The sequence below is a fragment of the Streptomyces clavifer genome, from assembly GCF_036345975.1.
GTDB lineage: Bacteria > Actinomycetota > Actinomycetes > Streptomycetales > Streptomycetaceae > Streptomyces > Streptomyces clavifer.
Map to the genome: position 1 here is coordinate 415884 of NZ_CP107793.1, position 24036 is coordinate 439919.

General features: G+C 72.9%; 19 protein-coding genes. 14 read left to right on the forward strand and 5 right to left on the reverse strand.

All coding sequences use genetic code 11. The features are described from left to right. Positions 1–97: 97 nt before the first annotated feature. A complete protein-coding gene (pgm, locus tag OG927_RS01785; RefSeq protein WP_056787903.1) occupies positions 98–1744 on the reverse strand; it encodes a phosphoglucomutase (alpha-D-glucose-1,6-bisphosphate-dependent) in 1647 nt (548 codons plus the stop codon). 622 nt (positions 1745–2366) lie between these two features. On the opposite strand from pgm, the gene OG927_RS01790 reads away from it, so the two are divergent. The 9 genes from OG927_RS01790 to OG927_RS01830 all read left to right on the forward strand — a co-directional run bounded on the left by OG927_RS01790 (position 2367) and on the right by OG927_RS01830 (position 12154). After that, on the forward strand, positions 2367–3536 hold the full coding sequence (locus tag OG927_RS01790) for a glycosyltransferase family 4 protein (RefSeq protein ID WP_056787906.1): 1170 nt from the start codon (positions 2367–2369) through the stop codon (positions 3534–3536). Next, positions 3533–5011, forward strand: coding sequence for an exopolysaccharide biosynthesis polyprenyl glycosylphosphotransferase (locus OG927_RS01795; RefSeq protein WP_330319567.1), 1479 nt, complete (start codon positions 3533–3535; stop codon positions 5009–5011). Before OG927_RS01790 ends, OG927_RS01795 begins: the two co-directional genes overlap by 4 nt. Positions 5012–5014: 3 nt before the next feature. Continuing rightward, positions 5015–6385 carry an O-antigen ligase family protein gene (locus OG927_RS01800; RefSeq protein ID WP_330319568.1) on the forward strand — a complete coding sequence of 457 codons (1371 nt, stop codon included), beginning with the start codon at positions 5015–5017 and terminating at the stop codon, positions 6383–6385. Next, a complete protein-coding gene (locus tag OG927_RS01805) occupies positions 6382–8034 on the forward strand; it encodes a lipid II flippase MurJ (protein ID WP_408058028.1) in 1653 nt (550 codons plus the stop codon). Before OG927_RS01800 ends, OG927_RS01805 begins: the two co-directional genes overlap by 4 nt. Then, positions 8024–8800 carry a polysaccharide deacetylase family protein gene (locus tag OG927_RS01810; protein WP_330319569.1) on the forward strand — a complete coding sequence of 259 codons (777 nt, stop codon included), beginning with the start codon at positions 8024–8026 and terminating at the stop codon, positions 8798–8800. Before OG927_RS01805 ends, OG927_RS01810 begins: the two co-directional genes overlap by 11 nt. Continuing rightward, the gene (locus tag OG927_RS01815; RefSeq protein ID WP_330319570.1) at positions 8797–9933 is read left to right on the forward strand and encodes a glycosyltransferase; all 1137 of its coding nucleotides are present in this window, start codon (positions 8797–8799) and stop codon (positions 9931–9933) included. The genes OG927_RS01810 and OG927_RS01815 overlap by 4 nt, the downstream gene beginning before the upstream one ends. Continuing rightward, positions 9930–10604 carry a YveK family protein gene (locus tag OG927_RS01820; RefSeq protein WP_330319571.1) on the forward strand — a complete coding sequence of 225 codons (675 nt, stop codon included), beginning with the start codon at positions 9930–9932 and terminating at the stop codon, positions 10602–10604. Before OG927_RS01815 ends, OG927_RS01820 begins: the two co-directional genes overlap by 4 nt. Next, positions 10601–11767, forward strand: a complete 1167-nt coding sequence (locus OG927_RS01825; RefSeq protein ID WP_330319572.1) for a GNAT family N-acetyltransferase — start codon at positions 10601–10603, stop codon at positions 11765–11767. Before OG927_RS01820 ends, OG927_RS01825 begins: the two co-directional genes overlap by 4 nt. Before the next feature lie 111 nt (positions 11768–11878). Next, positions 11879–12154, forward strand: coding sequence for a chaplin (locus OG927_RS01830; RefSeq protein ID WP_056787928.1), 276 nt, complete (start codon positions 11879–11881; stop codon positions 12152–12154). An 87-nt stretch (positions 12155–12241) separates the two neighbouring features. Here the strand turns inward: OG927_RS01830 and OG927_RS01835 are convergent, their stop codons facing one another. Both OG927_RS01835 and OG927_RS01840 read right to left on the reverse strand, forming a co-directional pair. After that, positions 12242–13102 (reverse strand): tyrosinase family protein, encoded by an 861-nt coding sequence (locus tag OG927_RS01835; RefSeq protein ID WP_330319573.1) that lies wholly within the window; start codon positions 13100–13102, stop codon positions 12242–12244. Between the two features lie 18 nt (positions 13103–13120). Beyond that, entirely contained in the window at positions 13121–13591 is a 471-nt protein-coding gene (locus tag OG927_RS01840) for a tyrosinase family oxidase copper chaperone (protein ID WP_056787935.1), read from the reverse strand. A 193-nt stretch (positions 13592–13784) separates the two neighbouring features. Between OG927_RS01840 and OG927_RS01845 the strand changes: the two genes are divergently transcribed. The 5 genes from OG927_RS01845 (at position 13785) to OG927_RS01865 (ending at position 18884) form a co-directional block, all read left to right on the forward strand. Further along, entirely contained in the window at positions 13785–15074 is a 1290-nt protein-coding gene (locus tag OG927_RS01845) for a cytochrome P450 (protein WP_330319574.1), read from the forward strand. Positions 15075–15185: 111 nt separating this feature from the next. Then, complete coding sequence (locus tag OG927_RS01850; protein WP_330319575.1) at positions 15186–16373, forward strand: glycoside hydrolase family 26 protein; 1188 nt, start codon at positions 15186–15188, stop codon at positions 16371–16373. Between the two features lie 454 nt (positions 16374–16827). Further along, a complete protein-coding gene (gene dhaK, locus OG927_RS01855) occupies positions 16828–17820 on the forward strand; it encodes a dihydroxyacetone kinase subunit DhaK (RefSeq protein WP_124283237.1) in 993 nt (330 codons plus the stop codon). Positions 17821–17859: 39 nt separating this feature from the next. Further along, complete coding sequence (dhaL, locus tag OG927_RS01860) at positions 17860–18477, forward strand: dihydroxyacetone kinase subunit DhaL (RefSeq protein ID WP_056787952.1); 618 nt, start codon at positions 17860–17862, stop codon at positions 18475–18477. Further along, positions 18474–18884 carry a PTS-dependent dihydroxyacetone kinase phosphotransferase subunit DhaM gene (locus OG927_RS01865; RefSeq protein ID WP_056787955.1) on the forward strand — a complete coding sequence of 137 codons (411 nt, stop codon included), beginning with the start codon at positions 18474–18476 and terminating at the stop codon, positions 18882–18884. The genes dhaL and OG927_RS01865 overlap by 4 nt, the downstream gene beginning before the upstream one ends. A 51-nt stretch (positions 18885–18935) precedes the next feature. Here OG927_RS01865 and OG927_RS01870 read toward each other — a convergent pair whose 3' ends face one another. Together OG927_RS01870 and OG927_RS01875 are read right to left on the reverse strand one after the other, a co-directional pair. Continuing rightward, complete coding sequence (locus OG927_RS01870; RefSeq protein ID WP_124283236.1) at positions 18936–20078, reverse strand: GH12 family glycosyl hydrolase domain-containing protein; 1143 nt, start codon at positions 20076–20078, stop codon at positions 18936–18938. Between the two features lie 366 nt (positions 20079–20444). Next, positions 20445–23876, reverse strand: coding sequence for a phosphodiester glycosidase family protein (locus OG927_RS01875; RefSeq protein ID WP_330321287.1), 3432 nt, complete (start codon positions 23874–23876; stop codon positions 20445–20447). Positions 23877–24036 lie beyond the last annotated feature (160 nt).

The following is a 24036-nucleotide window of genomic DNA, read 5'->3' on the forward strand; positions in this document are numbered from 1 at the left end:
GCCATGCGGCCCGCTCAGGCCCTCGCACCCGACGCGGGTGCCCGTACGGGGAGAGGGGCCGCGCCCGCGCCGGGCGGAACGCTTCCGCCGCGCGGAGTCAGCCGGCGGCGCCGAGTGCCTCGGAGACCAGGGCCCGGGCCTCGTCCTGGACCCTGGCCAGGTGTTCGGCGCCCTGGAAGCTCTCCGCGTACACCTTGTAGACGTCCTCCGTGCCGGAGGGGCGGGCCGCGAACCACGCGCTGTCGGTGCAGACCTTGAGGCCTCCGACGGCGGCCCCGTTGCCGGGCGCCTCGGTGAGCACCGCCGTGATGGGTTCGCCGGCCAGCCTGTCCGCGGTGACCTGCTCGGGCGAGAGCTTGGCCAGTACCGCCTTCTCCTCGCGCGTCGCGGGGGCGTCGACCCGGGCGTAGGCGGGGTCGCCGAACCGCTCGGTGAGCTCGCGGTAGTGCTGGGAGGGCGTGGAGCCGGTGACGGCGGTGATCTCCGAGGCCAGCAGGGCGAGCAGGATGCCGTCCTTGTCGGTGGTCCACACCCGGCCGTCGCGGCGCAGGAAGGACGCCCCCGCGGACTCCTCGCCGCCGAAGCCGAGGGTGCCGCCGAAGAGTCCGTCGACGAACCACTTGAATCCCACCGGAACCTCCACCAGCTGCCGCCCGAGGTCTGCGGCCACCCGGTCGATCATGGAGGAGGAGACCAGGGTCTTGCCGATGCCCGCTCCGGCCGGCCAGCCCTCGCGGTGCGAGAAGAGGTAGCGGATGGCTACGGCCAGGTAGTGGTTGGGGTTCATCAGCCCGCCGTCGGGGGTGACGATGCCGTGCCGGTCGGCGTCCGCGTCGTTGCCGGTGGCGATGGTGTAGGCGTCACGCTGCTCGATCAGGGAGGCCATGGCGTAGGGCGAGGAGCAGTCCATGCGGATCCGGCCGTCCCAGTCCAGTGTCATGAACCGCCAGGTGGGGTCGGCGAGCGGGTTGACCACGGTGAGGTCGAGCCGGTGGCGCTCGGCGATCCGGCCCCAGTAGGCGACCGAGGCACCGCCGAGCGGGTCTGCGCCGATCCGGATCCCGGCGGAGCGTACGGCGTCCAGGTCGAGGACGGCCGGCAGGTCGTCGACGTAGGCGGTCAGGAAGTCGTGGCGCCCTGTGGTGTCGGCGGCCAGTGCCCGGGCGTGGGGAATCCTCCGCACCTCCTTCAGCCCGTCCTCGATCAGGGCGTTGGCACGGTCCTGGATCCATGACGTGGCGTCCGAGCCGGCCGGACCGCCGTGCGGCGGGTTGTACTTGAAGCCGCCGTCGGCGGGCGGGTTGTGCGAGGGCGTGACCACGATGCCGTCGGCGAGTCCGGAGGTGCGGTCCCGGTTGTACGTCAGGATGGCGTGCGAGACCGCCGGTGTGGGCGTGTAGCCGTCGTCGGTGTCGATCAGGACGGTCACCCCGTTGGCGGCGAGGACCTCCAGCGCGGTGACCCGGGCGGGTTCGGACAGCGCGTGGGTGTCGGCGCCGAGGAACAGGGGCCCGCCGGTGCCCTGCCGGGCCCGGTACTCGCAGATGGCCTGCGTGGTGGCGGCGATGTGGTCGTCGTTGAAGGCCGCAGCCAGGGCGGAACCGCGGTGCCCCGAGGTCCCGAAGGCGACGCGCTGGCCGGGCTCGGCCGGGTCGGGGCGGACGGTGTAGTACGCCGTCACCAGCCGTGCCACGTCCACCAGATCTCCGGGCTGTGCCGGCTGACCGGCCCGTTCGTGAACCATCGCTTCTCCTCTGTGTGCGCCGGTGGCCCCGGCCGTACGGGTGGCCGCCACCGGACGGACGATCATCACGAGTTCTACCCGATGCCGCCCCCGGGGCCACACCCCCGGGTCACGCGGACGGACCAGCAGTACACCCGCGGACTGCTCGCGCCCGGGCACTTTCACCGCGATTGGCCGGTTCACGCGGAAGCCCTGCCGGAGCGGCGCGAGGGAAGGGGCTCGCCGGCGGGAGCGGGAACCGGGAAGCGGCTCGACACGCACCCGACCCCGCCGCCCCGACCCGTTGTTCACCCCCCTGCGACGGCGTCGCGCCCGCTTTCGCGACGAGTTGCCTGCCGGGCCGGGACGCGGGCACGCGTGATCGGCCGTTTCATCATGCGGCACGGCCCGGAGCCATGACGGACACCAATTCCTGACACGCCGAAGCATTCCCGAAGACGGCCCGACTTCGTCGTCCGGCGGCAATTCGCCTGGACAGATGCGCGAGTCATACGTGTTTTCGTAAGCACTGTCTGCAAAAGTACACTTCTGATTTACCCACTTAAATCTCCGCCCCTGCAATTCCGGCCGCCTGCGTTTACCACCATCCGGCTCATATGGGCATGTGAGAAAAGAGCCGTGCGTGCTGCAGAAGAGTTGCACCGAGGAAAATCGACTGACGGTCCTTCATCTGGTCCAGCCGGTGGAGGGCGGCGTCGCACGGGTCGTGACGGACCTCGTCGCCGCACAGGTCCGGGCGGGACTGCGCCCCGTGGTCGCCTGCCCGCCCGACGGGCCGCTGGCGGCGGAGGCGGCCGATGCCGGGGCACGTGTGTGCGCCTGGCCCGCGGAGCGTGTTCCGGGGCCGCGGCTGGGACGTGAGGTCACCACCGCGGCCCGGCTGGTCCGTGCCTGCGCCCCCGATGTGATCCATGCCCACAGCGCCAAGGCGGGACTCGTGGGCCGACTCGCCGTACGGGGCCTGGTGCCGACCGTGTTCCAGCCGCACGCCTGGTCGTTCGAGGCCCTGGAGGGCCGGGCCGCCGGGATGGCCATGGCGTGGGAGCGCTTCGGGGCCCGCTGGAGCGACCGCATCCTCTGCGTCAGCGAGTCCGAACGGCGGGCGGGCGAGCGGGCGGGGATCGCCGCCCGCTGGTCGGTGATCCACAACGGCATCGACCTCGGCCGCTTCCGGCCCGGCGGCGGGGCGGCCTCGGCCCGCGCCGGCCTGGCTCTGCTGGACGGCGTTCCGGCCGACGCGCCCCTGGTCGTGTGCGTGGGGCGGCTGAGCCGGCAGAAGGGCCAGGACGTCCTGCTGCGGGCCTGGGACCGGCCCCGGGCCCGGGACGCACGGCTCGTCCTGGTCGGCGACGGGCCGTACGGGGACGAGCTCCGCCGCACCGCGCCCCCCGGTGTCCTGTTCGCGGGGGCGACCCGGGACGTACGGCCGTGGATCCACGCGGCCGACGTCCTCGTGCTCCCGTCACGCTGGGAGGGGATGGCGCTCGCCCCCCTCGAAGCCATGGCCTGCGGCCGGCCCGTCCTGCTGTCCGACGTCAACGGCGCCAGGGAGAGCCTGCCGCCGGGCCACGCACCTCACTGCCTCGTGCCGCCCGAGGATCCCGCGGCCCTCGCCGCCGCGCTCTCCGCCCTCCTGGCCGATCCGGCGCTGCGGGCCGAACTCGGCCGCACGGCAGAACGGCACACCCGGGCGGCCTTCGACGTGACGAAGACCGCGGACGAGGTCCTGCGCCTCTACCGGGAGCTTGTCGGCCAGCCCCGCACCACGACGAGGAAGCGCACCCAGCGATGACGACGGAGAGTGCACCGGCCCCGAGACCCGCCCGGGCGACAGCCGTACGCCGTGCGGCAGCCTCGATCCGCCCACCACGTGACGGCAACGGCCGCGCGCAGCCCCTGCGAGCCGTCGGGAGCCGTCGAGGACGGGCTCCCGCCACCGGCCTCGTGGCCGCCGACGTGCTGGCGCTCGGTCTGGCCCTCGCCCTGGCGGCCCCCGCCGCGTGGCCGCCGGGTGTCTTCGTCCTGCAGGCCGCCGCCCAACTGCTGCTGAACGCCTACCGGGGCCTGTACCGGATCGGCCTCTCCCCGTCCGTCCTCGCGGAGCTCCCCGCGCTCCTCGGCCTGGCCCTGGTGCAGTGGTACGCCACCGCCGAGGTGCTGGGCGCGTACGCCCCCCGCTACGCCATGGGGTGGACGGCTCTGGCCTGCGCGGTCGGCGCCCATACCCTGCTGAGCTGCGGGGCACGCGCCGCGGCCCATCGGGCCCGGCTCAGGTCGGCCGCCCGGAACCCGCAGTCCACCCTGGTCCTGGGCAACGGGCCCACGGCCGACCGGGTCACGGCGGCCCTGCACGACCATCCCGAGTACGGGCTGCGCCCGGTCGGCCGCGTGCGCTCCGGCATTCCCGCGGACGAGGCCGCCGGCTCCGCGGGGGTGCTGCCGGTTCTGGTGTCGGCGCAAGACGTCGCACGGGCCGTCATCCAGAACTCCGTGCGGCACGCCGTCTTCACGGTCCCGCCCGGGGCGGCGCCCGACGGGGCCGCACTCGTAGAGTTGTTCGTGCGCCACGGCTGCCGGGTATGGCTGATCACCGACCAGGATGACGTCGTCCCCGGGCGGTCCGTGCCCGGGCCGGACCACCTGTGGGGTTTCGCCGCCCGCCCGCTGGACTTCGGTTCCCGCCGTCCGGTCGCCCACCGGGTGAAGCGCGCCATGGACGCTCTTCTGGCCCTGGTCGCCCTGGTGGTGGCCGCCCCTGCGCTGGCCCTCTGCGCACTCGCCGTACGCGTCAGCGACGGCCCGGGCGTCGTCTTCCGGCAGGAGCGCGTCGGCCGGCACGGGAGGCCGTTCGTCCTTCTGAAGTTCCGCACCCTGCGCCCGGCCGACGCGCACGAGTCGGCCACCCGGTGGAACGTGTCCGACGACGGGCGCATGAGCCGCGTCGGCAGGACCCTGCGCCGGACCTCGCTGGACGAGCTGCCGCAGCTGTGGAACGTGTTGCGTGGTGACATGAGCCTGGTCGGGCCCAGACCCGAACGACCCTACTTCGTAGAACAGTTCAGCCGTGTCCACCCCGGCTACAAGGCCCGGCACCGCATGCCGGTCGGCATCACGGGACTGGCCCAGGTACATGGTCTGCGCGGCGACACGTCGATCGAGGACCGGGCCCGCTTCGACAACCGGTACATCGAGACCTGGTCGCTCTGGCAGGACGTCTGCGTCCTCGCGCGCACGGCCGGCTCGCTGTTCCGGCTCGGAGGCAGCTGAACCATGGCCCTCACCGTGACCGCCGCACCCGCGGTCCCCACCGTGCAGTCCCCACCGGCGCACCCGTTCCTGCGCCAGTGGGGAAGCAACTGGCCGCTGCTGCCCCTGATCGGCACCGTGCTGCTGCTGGCCGTTCCCGCCGACGGGACGGGGGCGGGCACCGTGTACGGGGTTCCCCCGGGCGACCTGCTCTCTGGTGTGGCGGTACTCGTCTGCCTGGGGCGCCTGCTCCTCCTGCGGGCGCGTCCGCTGACACGGGCGGGCGCGCTCGTCCTGGGTCTGCCGGCTGCGGGCCTCGCCCTGGCCACGGTGACCGCCGCGGACCCGGTGGCGGCGCTGCCGGGCTTCGTCCGCTACCTGCAGATCTTCGTGCTGATGCCCGCCGCCGTACTCCTCCTGATCAGGGATGCCCGGGGGTTCCGGATCATCGCGGGTTCGCTCGTGGTGCTCGCGCTCGTCCAGGGCGCGACGGGTGTGCACCAGTACGCCACCGGATCGGGGGCCTCCTACAGGGGCGAGGACATCAGGGCCGTCGGCACGTTCGGTGCCGGCGATGTGATGGGGATGGCCACGGTCGTCGGCTACGGACTGCTCGTGGCCGTCGCGTACGCCCTCCGTACCCCTGCGGGCGCGCCCCGGTGGCTGCGGTTCGGCGCCCCGGTGGCCGCTGCCCTGCTGGTCGTTCCACTCACGCTCTCCTTCAGCCGGGGGGCCTGGATCGCGACGGCCGCGGGGGCCCTGGCCGCGATCGCGGCGACCGGGGCACGGCAGGCCGTACGCGCGCTCGCCGTGCTGGGTGCGGCCGGGGTCGTGCTCGTCGGCGGTTTCGGCGTGGGCTCCGAGATGCTCTCTCAGCGTCTCACCAGCATCACCGAGGTGACCAGCACACCCGACCGGTCGGTCAGCGACCGGTACACGATGTGGGCCGCCGCGGCTGGCATGTGGCGCGAACAGCCCGTGACCGGCGTCGGCCTCAAGGGCTTCCCCGCCCACCGGGACGGGCACGCCTCGATCGGCCTCTCCGCCGGCGGTGACACCGCCGGGGCCGGGCAGGACTTCGTGAAGCAGCCGCTGCTGTCGCCGCACAACATGTATCTGCTCGTCCTGAGCGAGCAGGGCCTCGTCGGCTTCACCGCGCTGGTGGGCTCCTGGGCCGCGCTCCTGGTCGGCGGGGTGCGCAGGCTGGTGCTCGCCCGCCCGCGCAGGACCGCGGCGCTCGACTGCGGTCTCGCCGCCGTGGGGCTGATGACCTGGCAGACCGTCGACTTCCTGTACGCGGACATCGGCGGCCCCTCCACCGTGCTCACCGGGATCGTGCTCGGTCTGGCCGCGTGGTGGGCGTTGGCCGCACCGGAGAGGGCGACCGCCGCGTGAGCGAGACCGTGACAGGACCGGACAGGGACACGGGTACGGGAACGGCCGGGCAGGCCGCGATTCCCGGCGCCGCCACGCCCGTTGTTCCGCCGCGGCCCGGGGGCTTCCTCGCCCGGGCCGCGGCGGGCGCCGCCGGTCTCACCGTGATCGCGGCACTGCTGGGGCTCGCACGGGACCAGGCCATCGCCCGGCTGTTCGGCGCCAGTCACGACAGCGACGCGTTCCTGATCGCCTGGACCGTGCCGGAGATGGCGGCCACGCTGCTGATCGAGGACGGCATGGCGCTGCTGCTGGTCCCGGCCTTCAGTCTTGCCCTGACACGGCGTGCGGCGGGAGGGAGCTGGGACGATCCTGTCCGGACGCTCGTCTCCGACACCTTCCCCCGGCTGTGCGCCGCGCTGACCTGCGCGGGAGCACTGCTCGCCCTCGGCGCACCGTGGGTCGTGGGGGTACTGGCGCCCGGCATCGACGATCCCTCACTGGCCGTGGACTGCACGCGGCTGACGGCCGTCACCGTGCTCACCTTCGGCGTCACGGGGTACTTCAGCGCGGCGCTGCGGGCGCACGGGCGGTTCCTCGCACCGGCCGGCGTCTACATCGCGTACAACCTCGGCATCATCGGGACGACCCTCGCTCTGCACTCCCTCTGGGGGGTGCGCGCCGCGGCGGCCGGGGTGGCTGTCGGCAGTGTGCTGATGATCCTCACCCAGTTGCCGACGTTCGTCCGGCTGGTGCTGCGCCGGAAGCCGCGCGTGCCGCAGCGGCGGGGAGCGCGGCAGGGGGTGTCCGCGCTGCTCGGCGCCTCCGCCCTGGCGCCCGTCGTGCTGTTCGTGGTGAGCCGTCAGGCGCAGGTGTTCGTGGAGCGGTTCCTGGCCTCGTCCCTGCCCGACGGGGCCATCTCCCATCTCAACTACGCGCAGAAGGTCGCGCAGCTGCCGATGGTGCTGTCCATGATGATCTGCACGGTGACCTTCCCGGTGGTCGCCCGGGCCATGGCGGCCGGGGACCGGGAGGGCGCCCGGCGCCGGGTGGAACGCGATCTCGCACTGGCGGGGACGGTCGTGCTGCTGGGCACCGCGATGGTGCTGGGATACGCGCCCCTGATCGTCGAAGTCCTCTTCCAGGGGGGCGCGTTCGACGCCGTGGACACCGCGGCCACAGCCGGTGTCATGCGCGTCTACGCGCTCGGCCTGCTGGGCCACACCCTGGTCGGTGCCCTGTGCCGGCCGTACTTCTCGACCGGGAGGCCCACCTGGTACCCGCTCTGCGCGATGGGCGCGGGACTGCTGGTCACCGTCGGGGCGGGGCTGGTCCTGACCGGCCCGTTCGGTGTCGACGGCATCGCGGCGGCCAACGCCGTCGGCATCAGCACGGCAGCGGTGCTGATGCTCGCGGGACTGGGCTCGCGTGCGGTGGCCGTCCGGCCCGGCGCCGTGGCGCTCGCGCTCGGCCGGCCGGCGACGGCCGCGGCGGTGGCCGGGACCACCGGGTGGGCCGCCGCCTCCCTTCCGGCGGGCCCGGTGCTCGGCCTGACGGCCGGCTGCCTCCTCGTACCCGTGGCGTTCCTGGTCACCTCACTCGCGCTCAGATCCCCCGAAGCCGTTCATCTGCTGGCCCTCATCCGACAGAGGTTCTCCCATGGCCGCTGACACCTCGGCACCCCGTGCCGCCGCGTCCCCCCGCCTGTCCCAGCCCTGGATCCTGACCTACCACTCCGTGAGCGACCCGACGGACGATCCGTACGGCATCACCGTCTCCGCCGAACGCCTGGACGAGCAGCTGACCTGGCTGCGCCGCCGGGGTCTGACCGCGGTGGGCGTCGCCGCCCTGCTGCGCGGGCGCGCCGCCGGCCGGCGCGGACTGGTCGGTCTGACGTTCGACGACGGGTACGCCGACTTCCTCGAGGAGGCCCTGCCGGTGCTGGCCCGGCACGGCTGCACGGCGACGGTGTTCGTCCTGCCCGGCCTCCCGGGCGGCTCCAACGCGTGGGATCCGCTGGGCCCGCGCAGACCGCTGCTCACCGAGGACGGCATCCGCGCCGCCGCCGGGGCGGGCATGGAGATCGGCTCGCACGGCATGCGCCACCGGGATCTCACGGCGCTGTCCGACGACGAGCTGCGCGCGGAGACGCACGGCAGCCGGGAGGCGATCCGCAGTCTCACCGGAACCGAACCGGCGGGTTTCTGCTACCCCTACGGCACCGCCGACCGGCGGGTGCTCGCATCGGTGCGCGATGCCGGTTACGCGTACGGCTGCGCCCTCGCCCCCGGCCCCCTGCTGGGGCCGTTGGCCCTGCCCCGTACGCATGTCAGCCATGCCGACCGGGGCGCCCGCCTCCGCGCGAAGGAGGTGCGGCACCGGCTGCGCCACCGGACCGCCGCCGCTCCCGCGCGCCGGACGAGGGGCGAGGCATGAAAGCCCTGCACATCATCACCGGCCTCGGTGTCGGCGGCGCCGAGCAGCAACTGCGCCTGCTGCTGCGTCATCTGCCGGTGCGCTGCGACGTCGTGACCCTCACCAACCCGGGAGCGGTCGCCGAAGGGCTGCGCGCCGACGGCATCCGGGTGCGGAACCTCGGGATGCGGGGCAACCGGGACCTCACCGCCGTGCCCAGGCTGGCCCGGCTCATCCGCCGGGGCGCGTACGACCTCGTGCACACGCATCTGTACCGGGCCTGCGTCTACGGGCGGATCGCGGCTCGGATCGCGGGGACCACCGCGGTGGCGACGGAGCATTCGCTGGGCCGTGCGGACATCGAGGGAAGGCCGCTCACCCGCGGCACCCGGGCCCTCTACCTGCGCACCGAGCGGATGGGAGCGGCGACGGTGGCCGTCTCCGGCACCGTCGCAGGCCGGCTGCGCGACTGGGGTGTACCGGCTGCCCGCATCCACACCGTGGCCAACGGAATCGATGTGGCGGCCTTCCGCTACGACGGCGCCGGACGGCGGACCACCCGTGCCTCGCTCGGCGTCCCCCAGGACGCCTTCGTGGTGGGGGGCGTGGGCCGTCTCGTGCCCGGCAAACGCTTCGACCTGCTGATCCGTTCCGTCGCGGCCCTCCCCGGGGCCTGGCTCGTACTGGCAGGGGACGGGCCGGAGGCCGGTGCGCTGCGCGTCCTCGCCGCCCGGTCGGGGATCGCGGACCGCGTCCGGTTCCTCGGGGAGTGCGGGGCGGGCAACGCCTCCCCCGGCATTCCCGAGGCGCTGTGGGCCATGGACACCTTCGTCTCGGCGTCGCGTGAGGAGACCTTCGGCCTGGCCGTCGTCGAGGCACTGGCAGCCGGTCTGCCCGTCGTCCACGGGGCCTGTCCCGCCGTCGACGACCTGCCCGCCGACCGGGCTCCCGGCACCACCCGCATCTCCTCCCTCACCGATCCCGTCGGTGAGCTGACGACCGCGCTGCGCCACCGGATGGAGAGCGGCACCCGCAGACTGCCGCCCCCGCCGGCCGCGGACCACTACGACATCAGGCTCAGCAGCGAACGTCTCATGACCGTCTACGCACACGCCCTCGACACCGCCCCCCCGACCGAGAGAGCCCACTCATGACCGACTCGCCCGAGCCGAAACCGGCCGTCCCCGGACGGCTGCGCAGGCTCCGCCCCGCTTCCGTACGGCCCACTTGGTGGCCCCTGCCCGCCTGCGTCCTGCTCGGAGCGGCGTGCGGGCTGTCCTACGGGCTGCTCGCCCGGCCCGAGTACGCGTCCACCAGTTACGCCGTGGTGACCGCGGGCAAGGGCATCGACCCGGCCGTGGCGCTGGGTTACGCACAGTCGTACGGCCGGCTGGCCACCAGCGACGCGACCCTCGGCTACGCCCGTGGCGCTGCCGGGGAGCCGGTCCGCGAACTGCGCACCCACGTACGGTCCGAGACCTCACCCGACTCCCCGATGATCGCGATCACCGGTACGTCGGCCGACCCGCGCCGGGCGGCGGACATCGCCAACGCGGTGACCGAGGCAGTGGTCGTCAGCAGCGGGCACGTGGCCAAGGACACCGGGGTGAAGCTGATCAAGTTCTCGCACGCGGTGCGCCCGGTCGCGCCGGTGTCCCCCTCCGTACCCCTCGGCACGGCCGTCGGCGGGAGCGCCGGCGGCCTCGTCGGCGGCCTCGTCCTCCTCGTCCGGCCCCGTCCGGGGCGCCGGGGCGTCACCGCCCAGGTCCCGGGTCCGTCCCCGGCGGCGGCCGCCCCGGCCGGGGAACGGGAGCTCGTACGATGACCTCCGACCGCGACGGCCGACTCACCGTCACCCTCTGCCGGGACCTGCGGGAGTTCTCCGCGCTCGCTGCGGAATGGGACGCGCTGCACCGCCGTTGCCCGACCGCGACGCCGTTCCAGAGCCACGCGTGGCTCCATTCGTGGTGGCTGTCCTACGGAGTGCCCGGCCGGCTCCGGATCGTCCTGGCCCGGCGGGGCGAACGGCTGGTCGGTGCGGCTCCCCTGATGCTCGCGCACCGCCCGATGCCCCTCCTGGTACCGATGGGCGGTGCGATCTCCGACTTCTTCGACATCCTCGTCGACGGCGCGTGCACGCACGACGCGGTCGCGGCCCTGGAGCGTGGGCTGGACCGGGCCGCCGTGCACACGGTGATCGATCTGCGGGAGGTGCGGCCGGACGCCTCGGCCCAGCTGCTGTTCGCGCTCTGGCCGGGCGCGCGGAGCAGGCTCACCGATTCGACCTGCATGGAGCTGCCCGCCCTGCCGATCACCGCACTCATCGAGCGGATGCCGGGCGCACGTGGCCAACGGGTCCGCGCCAAGCTGCGCAAGACCGACGCCGCGGGTATCGAGTGCCGTGCGGTGACCGGGCACCGGGTGGCTGCCGCGGTCGACACCCTGCTGCGCCTGCACGCGCTCCAGTGGCGCGGCCGCGGGGTCAACGCCGAACACCTGCGCCCCCGATTCCGCGCCCACCTGGTGCGCTCCACCCGTCGGATGGTGCGCGACGGCGAGGCGTCGCTCCGCGAGTTCCTGCTCGACGGCGAAGTGGTGGCCGCCGATCTGTCGCTCCGGTCGGCGCTGCTGACCGGCGGATACCTCTACGGCGCCGATCCCCGGCTCAGGGAGAGGAAGGTGGACGTGTCCTCGATGCTGTTGCGTGAAGTGGCGGAGCAGGCGGCGGGCACCGGATCCAGTGCGCTGAGCCTGCTCCGCGGCTCGGAGCCGTACAAGAACCACTGGGCTCCGGTGGCGGTCGTCAATCAGCGCCTGCTGCTGGCCCGTTCGGTCCTGGATCCGCTGCTGAGGCTCCGTGAGTCGCAGGTGGTGGTGCGGGACCGGGCCGCCGAGACGGTGAAGACCCGATTTCCCGCCGCGCGCGACTGGCACGGCCGGCTCAGCGGCCTCCCGTCCTCGGGGCTGCTGGCGATGGGCCGCAACTGAAGAAGAATTACGACTTTTAAGCCGGTCCGTTACCGTCTGTCGATTTCCGCGTTGTCAGAGCACGTCGGCCGCACGATCTGCAGCCGGTTTCAAACCTCCCAAGGAGAACTGATGTCGCGTATCTCGAAGGTGGCCGCCGTCATGGCAGGTACCGGTGCCCTGATCGCCGGCGGTGCCGGCCTGGCTACCGCCGACTCCGGAGCCGAGGCCCTCGCGGCCCACTCCCCCGGTGTCGCATCGGGCAACGTCGTGCAGGTGCCCGTCCACATCCCGGTCAACGTCTGCGGCAACACCGTGAACGTCATCGCCCTGCTGAACCCGGCCTTCGGCAACTTCTGCGCGAACGTGACGGACGGCCACCACGAGGAGGGTGGCCACGGCCACTGATCTCGTAGGCGTCCGGCCCGGGCCTCCCCTCCTCGCTCCCGCGAAGAGGGGAGGCCCGCCCGCTTCCCGGGCGGGCCCGCCTCCGGCTCAGACGTACGCGTAGACGCCGGTGTGGTCCAGGAGTTGCGAGGGCGTCTCGTCCCATGGGGGCAGTGGCGCGTCCCCGGCGAATACGTGGTCGCGCTGCGGGTCGTCGTCGGGAAGCCTGCTGCCCGGCTGGTAGCCGGACCGAGGGTGCGCCGACTGCCAGCGCGCCCAGAGCAGATCCATGTAGGCGTGGTGCAGCCAGAAGACCGGGTCGTCGGGCGAGCCCGCGCCGGCCATCGAACCGCCGATCCAGAGGTGCACCTGGTTGTGGTTGGCGACCCTGCGGGTCCCGCTGATGCCCCAGCCCTCGATCCTGTTCCGGAAGCCGGTGGTGCTGAGGCTGTTCCAGGGCGCGGCATCGTAGACCGGGTCGCCCATGGCGCGGTCCACGTCCGCCGCGGTGGGCAGGTCGACCGGTGCGGACGGCCGGCCGAAGTTCCGGGTCAGGAACCGGCCGTCGGTGGCTCCCCCGCTGACGCGCCAGTTGCCCTGCCGGTAGGCGAACGGCCCCGTCATGACCTGGCGGTCGCCGGACCTGCCGTTGCCTCCGAGGAAGTCCTCCGCCCAGAGGGACGCCGCCGGGGTGTTGTCCCGTGTCCAGTCCCAGTACGGGATCGACACCGTGGGGTCGACGGCCTGCAGCGCCTCCTCGAACTCCAGCAGGTACCTGCGGTGCCACGGGAAGAAGGACGGTGACATGTGTGCGGCCCGCGGCCGGCCTTCGGCATCGGTGACGTAGTACTGCCGGTGCATCGTGACGAACTCGTCGTAGCGTCCGGAGCGTTTGAGCTCCAGGATCGCGTCGACCAGGCGCTTCTTCTCCGTGCGTGTGAGGTTGCGCTGATCCTTGCGGCTGTACACCCGTGCTGTCCTTTGGGTTCAGTTGGTGTGCGGGGAGGCTGTGGAGAGCTGGGAGGTGCCGATCTCGTCGACGGCCGCGCGGGCCGTCGCCAGCAGCGTCGGGAACGACTCGTAGTGGTTCACCGTGCTGAGGTAGCTGCCGTCGGCGCGTCTCATCACGTGCAGGGGTCTGCCGTCGACGCGGACCTCGACGTCCGGCACGCCGGCCACGGATGCCGCCTCACCGGCACGTGACTGCCCGCCGGCGGGCACCATGACCGTGGCCGTGCCGCGGATCTCCCGGCCGCGGTACCTCTCCCAGAACCGCTCGGGCTCCGGTGCGCCGCGCTCCTCGGGCGCTCCGGCCCCCGGGCCTCGGAGGAGGACCGGGGCGAGCGCGCCGCCGGTACCGGCGATCACCGTCGCGGTGAATGCGGTGCGCAGCACCGCGCGGCGTACCGGTCCGCGGCCTCCCGCTGCTTCCCCGCTCGCAGCTGCGGTCGGGTCCATGGGGTGTACCTGCCTCTCGTTCGCTCTTCCGAGGCGTCTTCGCTCTCGAAGTAGGCAACGAGATGGCCCACGAACGGTTCTCGTCAGGCACCCATCAGGCGGCCGTGGGAATTCTCGGGGCCCCCCGGCCGCGTCGGCCGCGCAGCGGCACACGGCGGGCCAGCATGGGCGTCCGAACTCCCGGAGGTTGTGCATGAACGCGCCGACGCAGGTTTCCACGGACCGCGGACGAGGGACGGCGGACGCCGATCTGGCCGACCCGTCGTTCTGGCGGCTGCCCAGGACCGAGCGGCTGGACGCGTTCGCCCGGCTGCGGGAGCTCGGCCCACCGGTCCGTTTCACCCCGCGTACGGGCTCACGCACGCCGTTCTACGCACTGGTGCGGTACGAGGACGTGAAGGCGGCGAGCCGGCAGCCGCAGGTCTTCGCCAGTGCGCCCGGGGTCACCACCCCGGAGCCGGCCCGCTGGGCCAAGGCGCTGTTCGGCAATTCCATGGTGAACATGGACGGCGCCGAGCACGCCGGCCTGCGCAGGACCATCTCCCGCGCCTTCACCCCGCGGCTGCTCGCCACCGCCGAGGAGAACATCGACGGGATCGCCCGGCGGCTGGTGGACGAGTTGGCCTCCGGACGCTCCGGCGACTTCATGCGGTCGGCTCCCGCCCGTATGCCCTTCGAGGTCATCTGCGACCTGATGGGCATTCCCCGCCGCCACCGTGCCGAGATCGCCGCGCAGATCGACCACGCGTCGGAGTACGTCGGGGTCCAGCGCCGGGGGCGGGCGCGGCTGCGGGTACCCGGACGTGGTCTGCGCTCCCTGGCCGGCCTGCAGATCGTGATGGCGCGGGTGGCCCGGGAGCGTCGCCGCCGTCCGGAGGACGACCTGATCTCGGCACTGGTGCGTGCGGACGTCGAGGGGCAGGCACTGTCCTCCCGGCAGCTCGGCGCGTTCTTCTCGCTGCTGCTCGTGGCGGGTGTGGAGACCACCCGCAACGCGATCGCCCACGGGATGGTCCTGCTGTCCGCCCACCCGGAGCAGCGCGCCCTCCTGGAATCCGACTTCGACCGGTACGCCGACGGCGCGGTGGACGAGATCGTCCGCCACTCGACACCGATCATCCAGTTCCGCCGGACGGTCGCCGCCGAGTACGCGCTCGGCGGCCGCGTCTTCCTCCCCGGCGAGAAGGTGATGCTTCTCTATGCCTCGGCGAACCGGGACGCGTCGGTCTTCGCCGGCCCCGACACCTTCGACATCACCCGGTCGCCCAATCCCCACCTGGGGTACGGCGGGGGCGGTCCCCATCACTGTCTGGGCGCGCACCTGGCCCGACTGGAGATGAAAGCACTCTTCCGGGAACTCCTCACCCGCCCCGAGCGCGTGCGAGCGGTGGGGGAACCGGAGCTGGTCGACTCGAATTTCGACAACCGGGTCCGCTCCCTTCCCTTCACCTTCGGAGGAATTCACCCGAACGGCCCGGCCTGAATCCCCGGCCGTCGCGAATGGTCTATTCACGGACGGTCGCAGAGCCCGTTGTTGAACATTTCTCTTTATGGTCGACAGGGTCGGAGGTACGCCACAACCCATGGAGGATCCGTGCCCGCACAGCGCCGCCTCGTCAACTTCGGAATCGGTACGGCTGTGCTCGGCCTCCTCGTCGGCGGTGCGGTCGTCGCGGACCGGGGCGCCCCGGACTCCATGGCCGGCAAGGGCGTCTCACCGGCTCCTGGGGGCCCGGAGATCTCGACCGCCGTCGGCGCCTACCTGGACTACGGGCCGAAGGGCGTTCAGCGGATGACGGAGCTGTCGCGTTGGCTGGGCGGGACGGAGATGCGGGTCGGGCACAGCTATCTGCCCGGCGACCTGTGGGTCAACATCGAGGGCAGTCCCGGATTCCTCGGCTCGTGGGCGGCCTGGCGGCGGGCTTCGGAGGACCGGCTGTTCGTGCTCAACACGCCGATGCTGGAACGCAACGAGGCACGCGTCCCCGACCACGAGGTGCGCGGGCTGCTGCGGGCGGGGGCCGACGGGGAGTTCGACGAGCACTTCCGCAGGCTCGCGGACCGGCTGGTCGTGCTGGGCGTCCCGGACACGGTGATCGTGCTCGGCTGGGAGATGAACGGGACCACGTACACCCACCGCTGCGGTCCCGATCCCACCGCGTGGAAGGCGTACTGGAGGCGCATCGTCACCACGATGCGGTCGGTGCCCGGTCAGGAGTTCCGCTTCGACTTCGCTCCGAACCGGGGACGGGACGCCGTTCCCTGGACCGAGTGCTATCCCGGCGACGACGTCGTGGACATCATCGGCATGGACTCGTACGACCAGCCTCCCGCCCGTACGTTCGACGATCAGGTGAATGAGCCCTACGGCCTGCAGAAGCAGGTCGACTTCGCCGCGGAGCACGGCAAGCCGATCTCGTTCCCCGAGTGGGGGCTGTTCCGCAACGGCGACAATCCCGAGTACATGCGCCGCATGCTGGAGTGGATCGAACAGCACGAGCCGGTGTACCAGACGATCACGGACTACTGCCCGCACGGCGTGTGGCAGTGCGCCGACAACCCCGAGTCCTCCCGGGTGTACCGCGACATGCTGACCTGGCAGCCGGGTGCCGGGGACCCCGTCCTGCCGGCACCCGTGCCGATTGAGCCCCCGAAGCCGGAGAAGCCCGCACCCGTCGTGCCCGAGCCGGACCCGAACAGGCACGAGTGGTGCATCGGGGTTCCGTTGAGCGACTGGTTCGGCCAGTGGGTGCCTGACCAGGAAGTCTGTCTGCCTGGTTGAGGCGCCGCTCGCCCGCTCGCGGCCGCTGCCCCTGCCGGCTCCCGGGCAGCGGCCCCCATGGCGTGGGCGGGGTGCCCGCGGGGCTGGGCCCGCTCGCCCCGCTCGGACGATTCGCCGAGCGCGCGGTCGCTCCGGCGGCTTCGTCCCCGTCACGCCCCGGGGACCGACCACCCGGCTTCGGGTGACGCGGGGAGGTGGAGTGCCGGCGGTTCCGCCCATCCGATGCGCCGCGCCGCTTCCCCGATCACGCGCGTGGTGCCGATACTGGTGTCCGCACCGACGCCGACCGGAGGGGGCACTCCTGGCGGAGAGCCGGGGTCGGTGGGCGCCGGCCCGGCGTCACCCCCCGCCCGGTCCGCCGCCGGCCACCACCGGGGAACGCAATCCCACCCACACCCGCCGACCCGGCAGCACCCTGCACCGGGCACGGCGGGTACGTACGGAGGAGTTACCGTTGAAGATGCTGATCAACGTGCCGGAGACCGTGGTCGCGGACGCCCTCCGCGGTATGGCCGCCGCCCACCCCGAGCTCACCGTGGACGTCGAGAACCGGGTGGTCGTGCGGCGCGACGCACCGGTGGCCGGGAAGGTCGGGCTCGTGTCCGGCGGCGGATCCGGGCACGAGCCGCTGCATGCGGGCTTCGTCGGGCCCGGCATGCTCTCGGCCGCGTGTCCCGGTGAGGTCTTCACCTCGCCCGTGCCCGACCAGATGGTCCGGGCCGCCGCCGCCGTCGACAGTGGCGCGGGGGTGCTGTTCATCGTCAAGAACTACACCGGTGACGTGCTGAACTTCGACATGGCGGTCGAACTCGCCGAGGACGAGGGCCTGCGGGTCGCCCGGGTCCTGGTCGACGACGACGTGGCGGTGTCCGACAGCACGTTCACGGCGGGCCGCCGGGGCACGGGCGCGACACTGTTCGTCGAGAAGATCGCGGGTGCGCTCGCCGACGAGGGTGCACCGCTGGAGCGGGTGGAGGCCGTGGCGCGCCGGGTCAACGAGTCCTCGCGCAGTTTCGGGGTGGCGCTCGGTGCCGTCACCACGCCGGCGAAGGGCAGCCCGACATTCGATCTCCCTCCGGGCGAACTGGAGTTGGGCATCGGTATCCACGGCGAGCCCGGGCGGGAGCGCCGTCCGATGATGACGTCCGGAGAGATCGCCGACATCGCGGTCCACGCGGTGCTGGAGGATCTGCGGCCGGACGGACCGGTCCTGGTGCTGGTCAACGGGATGGGCGCGACGCCGCTGCTGGAGCTGTACGGGTTCGGTGCCGAGGTGCACCGGGTGCTGTCCGAGCGGGGGGTCGCGGTGGCTCGTACGCTGGTGGGGAACTACGTGACGTCGCTCGACATGGCGGGCTGTTCGGTGACGCTCTGCCAGGTCGACGAGGAGATGCTCCGGCTCTGGGACGCACCGGTGCAGACGTCCGCGCTCCGCTGGGGCCGGTGAACCGGCCCGCCGCCCGATGTGTGAGGAACAGGAGATGACGTGCTCGACACCGATTTCTTCCGCCGCTGGATGGCCGCCACCGCCGCGGCCGTCGACCGTGAGGCGAGCCGGCTGACCGAACTGGACGCCGCGATCGGGGACGCCGATCACGGGAGCAACATGCAGCGCGGATTCACGGCGGTGACGGCCGTCCTGGAGAGGGAGTCCCCCGCGACGCCCGGCGCGGTGCTGACGCTCGCGGGCCGGCAGCTGATCTCGACGGTGGGCGGGGCGTCGGGACCGTTGTACGGAACGCTGCTGCGCCGCACCGGCAAGGCACTTGGGGACGAACCCGAGGTGACGGACGGCCGGTTCGCCGACGCACTCGAGGCCGGCGTCGAGGCCGTCGCGCAGTTGGGCGGGGCGAAGGCCGGGGACAAAACCATGCTCGACGCTCTGCTGCCGGCGGTCGGGGCGCTGAGGTCCTCCGCCGGGGCGGCCCGGGACGCGGCGCTGGCCGGTGCGCTGGCGACGGTGCCCCTGCAGGCGCGCAAGGGCAGGGCCAGTTATCTGGGCGAGCGCAGCATCGGGCACCAGGATCCGGGGGCGACCTCCGCCGCGTTGCTGGTCGCGGCCCTCGTCGAGGCGGCGGGGACGAGCGGTGGTGGGGACGCGTGAGCGAGGAGCAGCAGGTCGGGATCGTGCTGGTGTCGCACAGCGGCCCGGTGGCCGAGACCGTCGCCGAACTGGCGCGAGGACTGGCGGCCGGCGGGGCGACCGCACCCGTGGCCGCGGCCGGGGGCACCTCCGCCGGAGGGCTCGGGACCAGTGTGGAGCTGATCGCCGGTGCTGCCAGGTCGGTCGACAGGGGTGCGGGGGTGGCCCTGCTCGTCGATCTCGGGAGCGCGGTGCTGACGGTGAAGGCCATGCTGGCCGAGGGCGACGAACTGCCACCCGGTTCCCGGCTGGTGGACGCGCCGTTCGTCGAGGGTGCGGTCGCCGCACTGGTGACCGCGTCGGCGGGCGGCGATCTGGACACCGTGGAGGCGGCGGCCGCTGACGCGTACGGGTACCGGAAGGTATGAGCGGGACCGGCCGGCCCGCGTGGGGCCGGCCGGGCACGTGCGCCCGGACGGTCAGGCCACCGTGCAGGCCGCGCCGTTGAGCGTGAACCGCTCCGGTTCCGTGAAGCCTCCGGAGTGTGTGCCCTGGAAGCCGAACGACTGGCTGCCGCCCGCGGCGATCCGGGTGTTGAAGGCCACGTTGGTCGCGGTCACCGCGCCGGAGGACGACGAGAGGGACGCGTTCCACGCCTGGGTGACCGTCTGTCCCGACGGCAGGGTGAAGCCGAGCCTCCAGCCGTCGACGGGTGCGGTTCCGGTGTTGTCGACCTTCACGTCGGCGGTGAATCCGTTCGACCAGGAGTTCGCCGTGTAGGTCACCCGGCAGGCCGCGGGCGTGCCGGGCTCCTCCGGCTCCCCGGGGTTCTCGGTGCCGCCGTCGGTGTTGACGACCGAGGAGAAGGAGCTGAGCGAGAGGCCGGCGCCGTTCTGCCACGGCTCGAAGCCGGCCTGGACGCTGGTGAGGTACCAGGAGTTCTGGGCCATGCCCCGCGCCACGGTCTGGTCCACGAAGTCCATGACGTCGAAGTTCCAGGTCGTGATGGCGGACGGCGCCACGAAGGAGATGACGTCGTTGCCGCCGTTGTTCCCGGTCCAGACCTCCCAGGTGCGGCCCGCGACGGACGCGGTACCGGACCGCGAACCGATCGGCTGGATGGGCCCCACCCGGTTGAACCAGATCATGATCTCGGTCCGGTTGACGCCGTCGGTCTTCGGCTCCGGGTCGAGCCAGATGTCGTAGGACGCGTTGTAGACCGCGTTGCCGACGTATCCGTAGGTGAATCCGGTCGGAGCGCTGCTGATCGAGCTCAGCCTGGCCGGAAGGACGGTTCCGGGCGAACAGGTGGTGTAGTGGCAGCCGTTGAAGACGGACGGATACGACTTCGGCGCCCCGTTCGTCGGGACGGAGCCGTCGGCGCGCTGGAGGGTGAAGCCGTCGCCGGAGACGTTGACGCACTGCGCGTCGGCGGTGCCCCAGCGGTTGTTCTGCACCACGTAGCGGCCCTGGACGACGGCCGTTCCGTACTGGTCGCAGATCAGGGTGTCCGCGCGGGCGGGCGTCGCCACCGCGCCGAGGGCCGCGAGCGAGGCCAGCGTCACGAGTAACGCCGTCACCGCGGCACGCGCGGACCTGAGAGAGACGATGAGGCTCTTCATGGTGTCCTTTCGAGGACTCGATGATGGGAGCGCTCCCAATTACTGCTCCGGCGTGGAACCTATGGGGCTGTCGCAATGCTCCGCAAGGGTCGGTCCGTAACAGCTGCGGCGACCTCCCTCGGCCCTCGTCCTCGAACTCCCTTCCCTGAAAGCCTGGTTCAGCGACGGACCCGGGGGCGGGCGGGAGGCCGGCGCCGGATGCCGGCGCCCCTGCGGCCACCGGCCTCGCGCCGGCCTCGGAAGGTGCCGTCGGATGGCCGGGGGCGGTGTTCCTGAATCCGTCGCGGCACGTCGGAGCCCTTGAGCCATGGGAACTCCGACGTGCCCTCGGTGGCCGTCCGCCCGGAGTGCCGCCCCCGAGGTGTCTCAGGCGGCCGGGGCCGTCGCCGCTCCCGCCGCGACCTCGATCCGTACCTGCCGGGTCGTGCCGTTCACACTCACCGCCAGTGTGACGGCCCCCGGCCACAGTGCGGTGAGCGTTCCGGTGGCCGGGTCCAGCACCGCGGTGTGGCGGCGGCGCGCGTCGTCCGGGTCGCCGATGTGGAGGTTCGGGGAACCGGTCCAGTCGGCACTGAGCGGGAAGGCGACCGGCACGGTACGCGCCCCCTGGGTGACGCTCGCGCCGACCCGCGTACGCTCTCCGGCGACGATCACGGGCGGTGCGTCGAGCGTCAGCGCGTCGACGTGGGCGCGGGTCTGGGCGGACACCCAGTCGGGTCCGCCCCGCCACGGCCGGTGGCGCGCCGACTCCTGTGCACCCGTCGAGACGCGGTCCGCGCCGATCAGGGTCCATCCGGTGAATCCGCCCTCGTCCACGGGCCCCGCCGGCGCCTTGCCGGAATTGCCGTTGATCAGATACGGAACTCCGTCGACGCGCGAGGCGTGGAAGACCCCGACATGACTGCCGATCAGGGCCGCACCCTTGCCCGTCGTCCGGCGGAAGTCCGCGAGCCACCGCTCGACCAGGGCCGCCTCCTTGCGGTCGCCCAGCTGGCTGCCCTTCTGCACGGTCGGGTCGCGCGGCGGCACGTGCTCGACGATCAGGACGGACCCCACGGACCGGTCCCGCGCCGCCGAGTCCAGCTGTGCGCGCAACTCCTTGACCTGGGCGAAGCCGCCGCCCCGCAGGCTGAGGCTCGACGTGTCGAGGGTGACGACCCGGGTGCCCTTGTGGTCGAACGTGCGCCGGGCGGGACCGAACTCCGTGATGAAGTTGTCGATCTTCCCGCCCATCACCTCGTGGTTGCCCGGCACGTAGTACCAGGGCAGGGCGTCGCCGAGCTCCTCGTCGAGCACCTGGCGGGCGAAGGCGAGGTCGGCGGGTGAACCCTCGTCGACGAGATCGCCGTTGACGACGAGGAAGTCGGGCTCCGCGGCCTTGATCTCGCGCAGGGTCCGACGGGCCTGCCGGACGATCGCACTGTCCGGGTCGCGCGCGACGAACTGGGCGTCGGACATCACCGCGAACCGCCAGTCCCTACGCCCGGTCACCGCAGCGCTGTCGATCAGCGGGTCGGCCGGGGCGGTCTGTTCGGGCAGATCGACCGTGGGCGGCACCTGTGCGGCGAGGTCGTCGATGACGATCTCGCCGGTGTACTGCCGGGCCGCCGCCGTCTCGGCGAGGTAGAAGCGGTGCACGGACAGCGGCATCGCCGCGCCCGGTGGTACGCCGAAGGTCACCTGGCGCCAGCCGGTCCAGGTGACGTAGGGCCCGCGCAGCAGCTGGTCCGAGCCCGCCGCGTCCTTGAGGTGCAGAGTGGGCCAGGCGCCGTTGCCGTCACCCTTGATCCAGAGGGTGTAGGACTGCGGCTGCCCCGGCACGGAGACCGGCTGCGGCGGGCTCGCGTAGGCGGCGCGTGTCGCCGTCGACCTGGTGAAGTCGTAGGTGAGCCGTAGTCCGGTGCCGGTGCGGCCGTCGGGTGCCGGGCCCACGGATCCGTCGGCCCGGGCCTGGCTGAACGTCCAGGATCCGGCGTCGTCGAAGTCCGACACTTCCTGTTCGGTCAGGCCGACGCTCACCGCGAGCACCGTGCTGGTGCCGGCGACGGTCGCCTTGATCTGTCCCGCACCGGCGCCGGTGCGGGATCTGACGGTGAAGGATCCGAGGCCGTCGTCGTCGACGGCGAACAGGGCGCGGTCGTACGCGAGGGTGACGTCGGCCGGTTCCACGGGTGCGTTCGTCCCGTGGGCGTCGAGCCCGACGATGCCGAAGGTGCCGGTGGCCGCACTGTCCGCGAGGCCGACCCGTGCGGTGGTGGGCCGGATCCCGGCCAGCCGGTCCAGGACCGTGAGACGGGTGCTGCCGTGGGCCCCCGCCCGCTCGGCCAGCACGTCGGTCGTACCGCTGCGACGGGCGGTGAAGGTGCCGTCGGCGTCGACGCCGCCCACCGACGGGCTGCCCGCACGCCAGCGGGGGGTGCCCGCGGCGGGGCCGTACGTCTCGTCGTACCCCGCGGCGGTGAGCCGTCGGGTCAGGCCGGGGAAGACCCGCTCCGGGTGCCCGCCCGTGACGGGATCGGTGCCGGGTGCCGCGCCGGCCGGGGTACGGGTCTGCACCCAGAAGCCCTCCAGCCGGCCGCTGCCGTCGGGGGCGGTGAGAGCGAGGCCGTTGGGCACGGTCCGCTCGCTGCCGTCGGACGGGCTGTTCTCCACCTGAAGTGCGTCGCTGCCCGGTGCACGGGCGACGAGCGTGGAGGAGCCCCCGCCGTCCAGGTTGAGTGCGCTGTACGAACCGGCGCGACTCATCATCAGGCCGAGTTCGGTGAGCGTGACTCCGCCGCTGTCGGCCTGGCGGCCGTCCACCGTCACGACCTGCATCGTGCGGCCGTCCCGGGAGAACCCGACGGCGGTGCGGGGTGCGGGTGCGTTGTTGCCCTCGCCGTCGTGGTTCCGGGCGGCACCGTCGACGACGAGCAGTTCCCGGCCACCGAGGGCGGTGTCCGGCACGGGCCCGCCGTCGGTGCGCGCCCGGTACTCCATGGCGACCGGGTCGCCGGGTACCAGGGCCGCCAGCGGAGCGGCTCCGGCCTCCCGGCCGACGAGGACGGTGGTGCCGTCGGGCACGGGGCCCGCTCCCGGGGTGTCCGACACACTGACGACCCTGCCGTCCCGCACGGCCGCTTCCGCGACGGGCTGCGCGGCGTCGACGGTCAGGGCGCGGTCGGCGCTGCCCCAGGCGGAGGTGTAGGCGCCCACTCCCCCGGCCGGCACGTTCGCGGCGTTGTACGCGGCGAGCGGGTGCTCGCCGTCCGGGAGGGTGAGCGTGCCCTCGAAGTACAGCTCCAGGACGCGCCCGGCGCTCGCGGGCCCGATGCCCACCGCGCGGTTGACGCCGGGAGCCGGGGAGTGGACGGGGCGGCCGTCCTTGATCCCTGGCCCCTGCGGGGCTCCGGTCTGGTTGATGTCGAAGAAGTCCGCGTTGATCGCGGCCACGGTGCGCCGGCCCTTCCCCGGGTCGTGGCGGGCGGCGAGTTCGGAGACCGTGCGCCGGTCGGTGACCTTGCCGCTGGACAGGTAGTCGGCGCGCACTCCGCTGCCGTCCAGATCGACGGAGAGGGTGTCGACGCGCAGCCACTTGTCGGATTCGAGCCGGTCGTACGAGCTCAGGCGGACGCCGGGGGCGAGCGGCCGGGAGGTGCGGGCGGTCTCGATGCCGTCGCCGTCCACGACGGACCTCGCCCCGCCGGAAGGACTGCCGGCGGCCGGCGGGGCGACGGGTCTGAGGATCTCGGCGGTGGTGTGCGGGCGCGGATCATGATCCGGGTCGGCGGTCGCGGGGGCCACGGCGGTGAGCGTCATCGCGGACGCCGTCGCGAGCAGTACGAGTGGCCGCAGGGCGGTACCGAGTGTGCCGAGGCCCACAGATCCTCCTGGTGCAGAACGGGGTTGGGCTGTCGGCGGACAGCATGGCCGGGCGCACCGTGACGCACCAGAGGACGACGAGGACATCGGAGGGAAC

Coding starts and splice junctions, on each gene's coding strand:
- pgm (WP_056787903.1), bottom strand. CDS start 1,744: ATGGTTCACGAACGGGCCGGTCAGCCGGCACAGCCCGGAGATCTGGTG.
- OG927_RS01795 (WP_330319567.1), top strand. CDS start 3,533: ATGACGACGGAGAGTGCACCGGCCCCGAGACCCGCCCGGGCGACAGCC.
- OG927_RS01800 (WP_330319568.1), top strand. CDS start 5,015: ATGGCCCTCACCGTGACCGCCGCACCCGCGGTCCCCACCGTGCAGTCC.
- OG927_RS01810 (WP_330319569.1), top strand. CDS start 8,024: ATGGCCGCTGACACCTCGGCACCCCGTGCCGCCGCGTCCCCCCGCCTG.
- OG927_RS01815 (WP_330319570.1), top strand. CDS start 8,797: ATGAAAGCCCTGCACATCATCACCGGCCTCGGTGTCGGCGGCGCCGAG.
- OG927_RS01820 (WP_330319571.1), top strand. CDS start 9,930: ATGACCGACTCGCCCGAGCCGAAACCGGCCGTCCCCGGACGGCTGCGC.
- OG927_RS01825 (WP_330319572.1), top strand. CDS start 10,601: ATGACCTCCGACCGCGACGGCCGACTCACCGTCACCCTCTGCCGGGAC.
- OG927_RS01830 (WP_056787928.1), top strand. CDS start 11,879: ATGTCGCGTATCTCGAAGGTGGCCGCCGTCATGGCAGGTACCGGTGCC.
- OG927_RS01840 (WP_056787935.1), bottom strand. CDS start 13,591: ATGGACCCGACCGCAGCTGCGAGCGGGGAAGCAGCGGGAGGCCGCGGA.
- OG927_RS01845 (WP_330319574.1), top strand. CDS start 13,785: ATGAACGCGCCGACGCAGGTTTCCACGGACCGCGGACGAGGGACGGCG.
- OG927_RS01870 (WP_124283236.1), bottom strand. CDS start 20,078: ATGAAGAGCCTCATCGTCTCTCTCAGGTCCGCGCGTGCCGCGGTGACG.
- OG927_RS01875 (WP_330321287.1), bottom strand. CDS start 23,876: ATGACGCTCACCGCCGTGGCCCCCGCGACCGCCGACCCGGATCATGAT.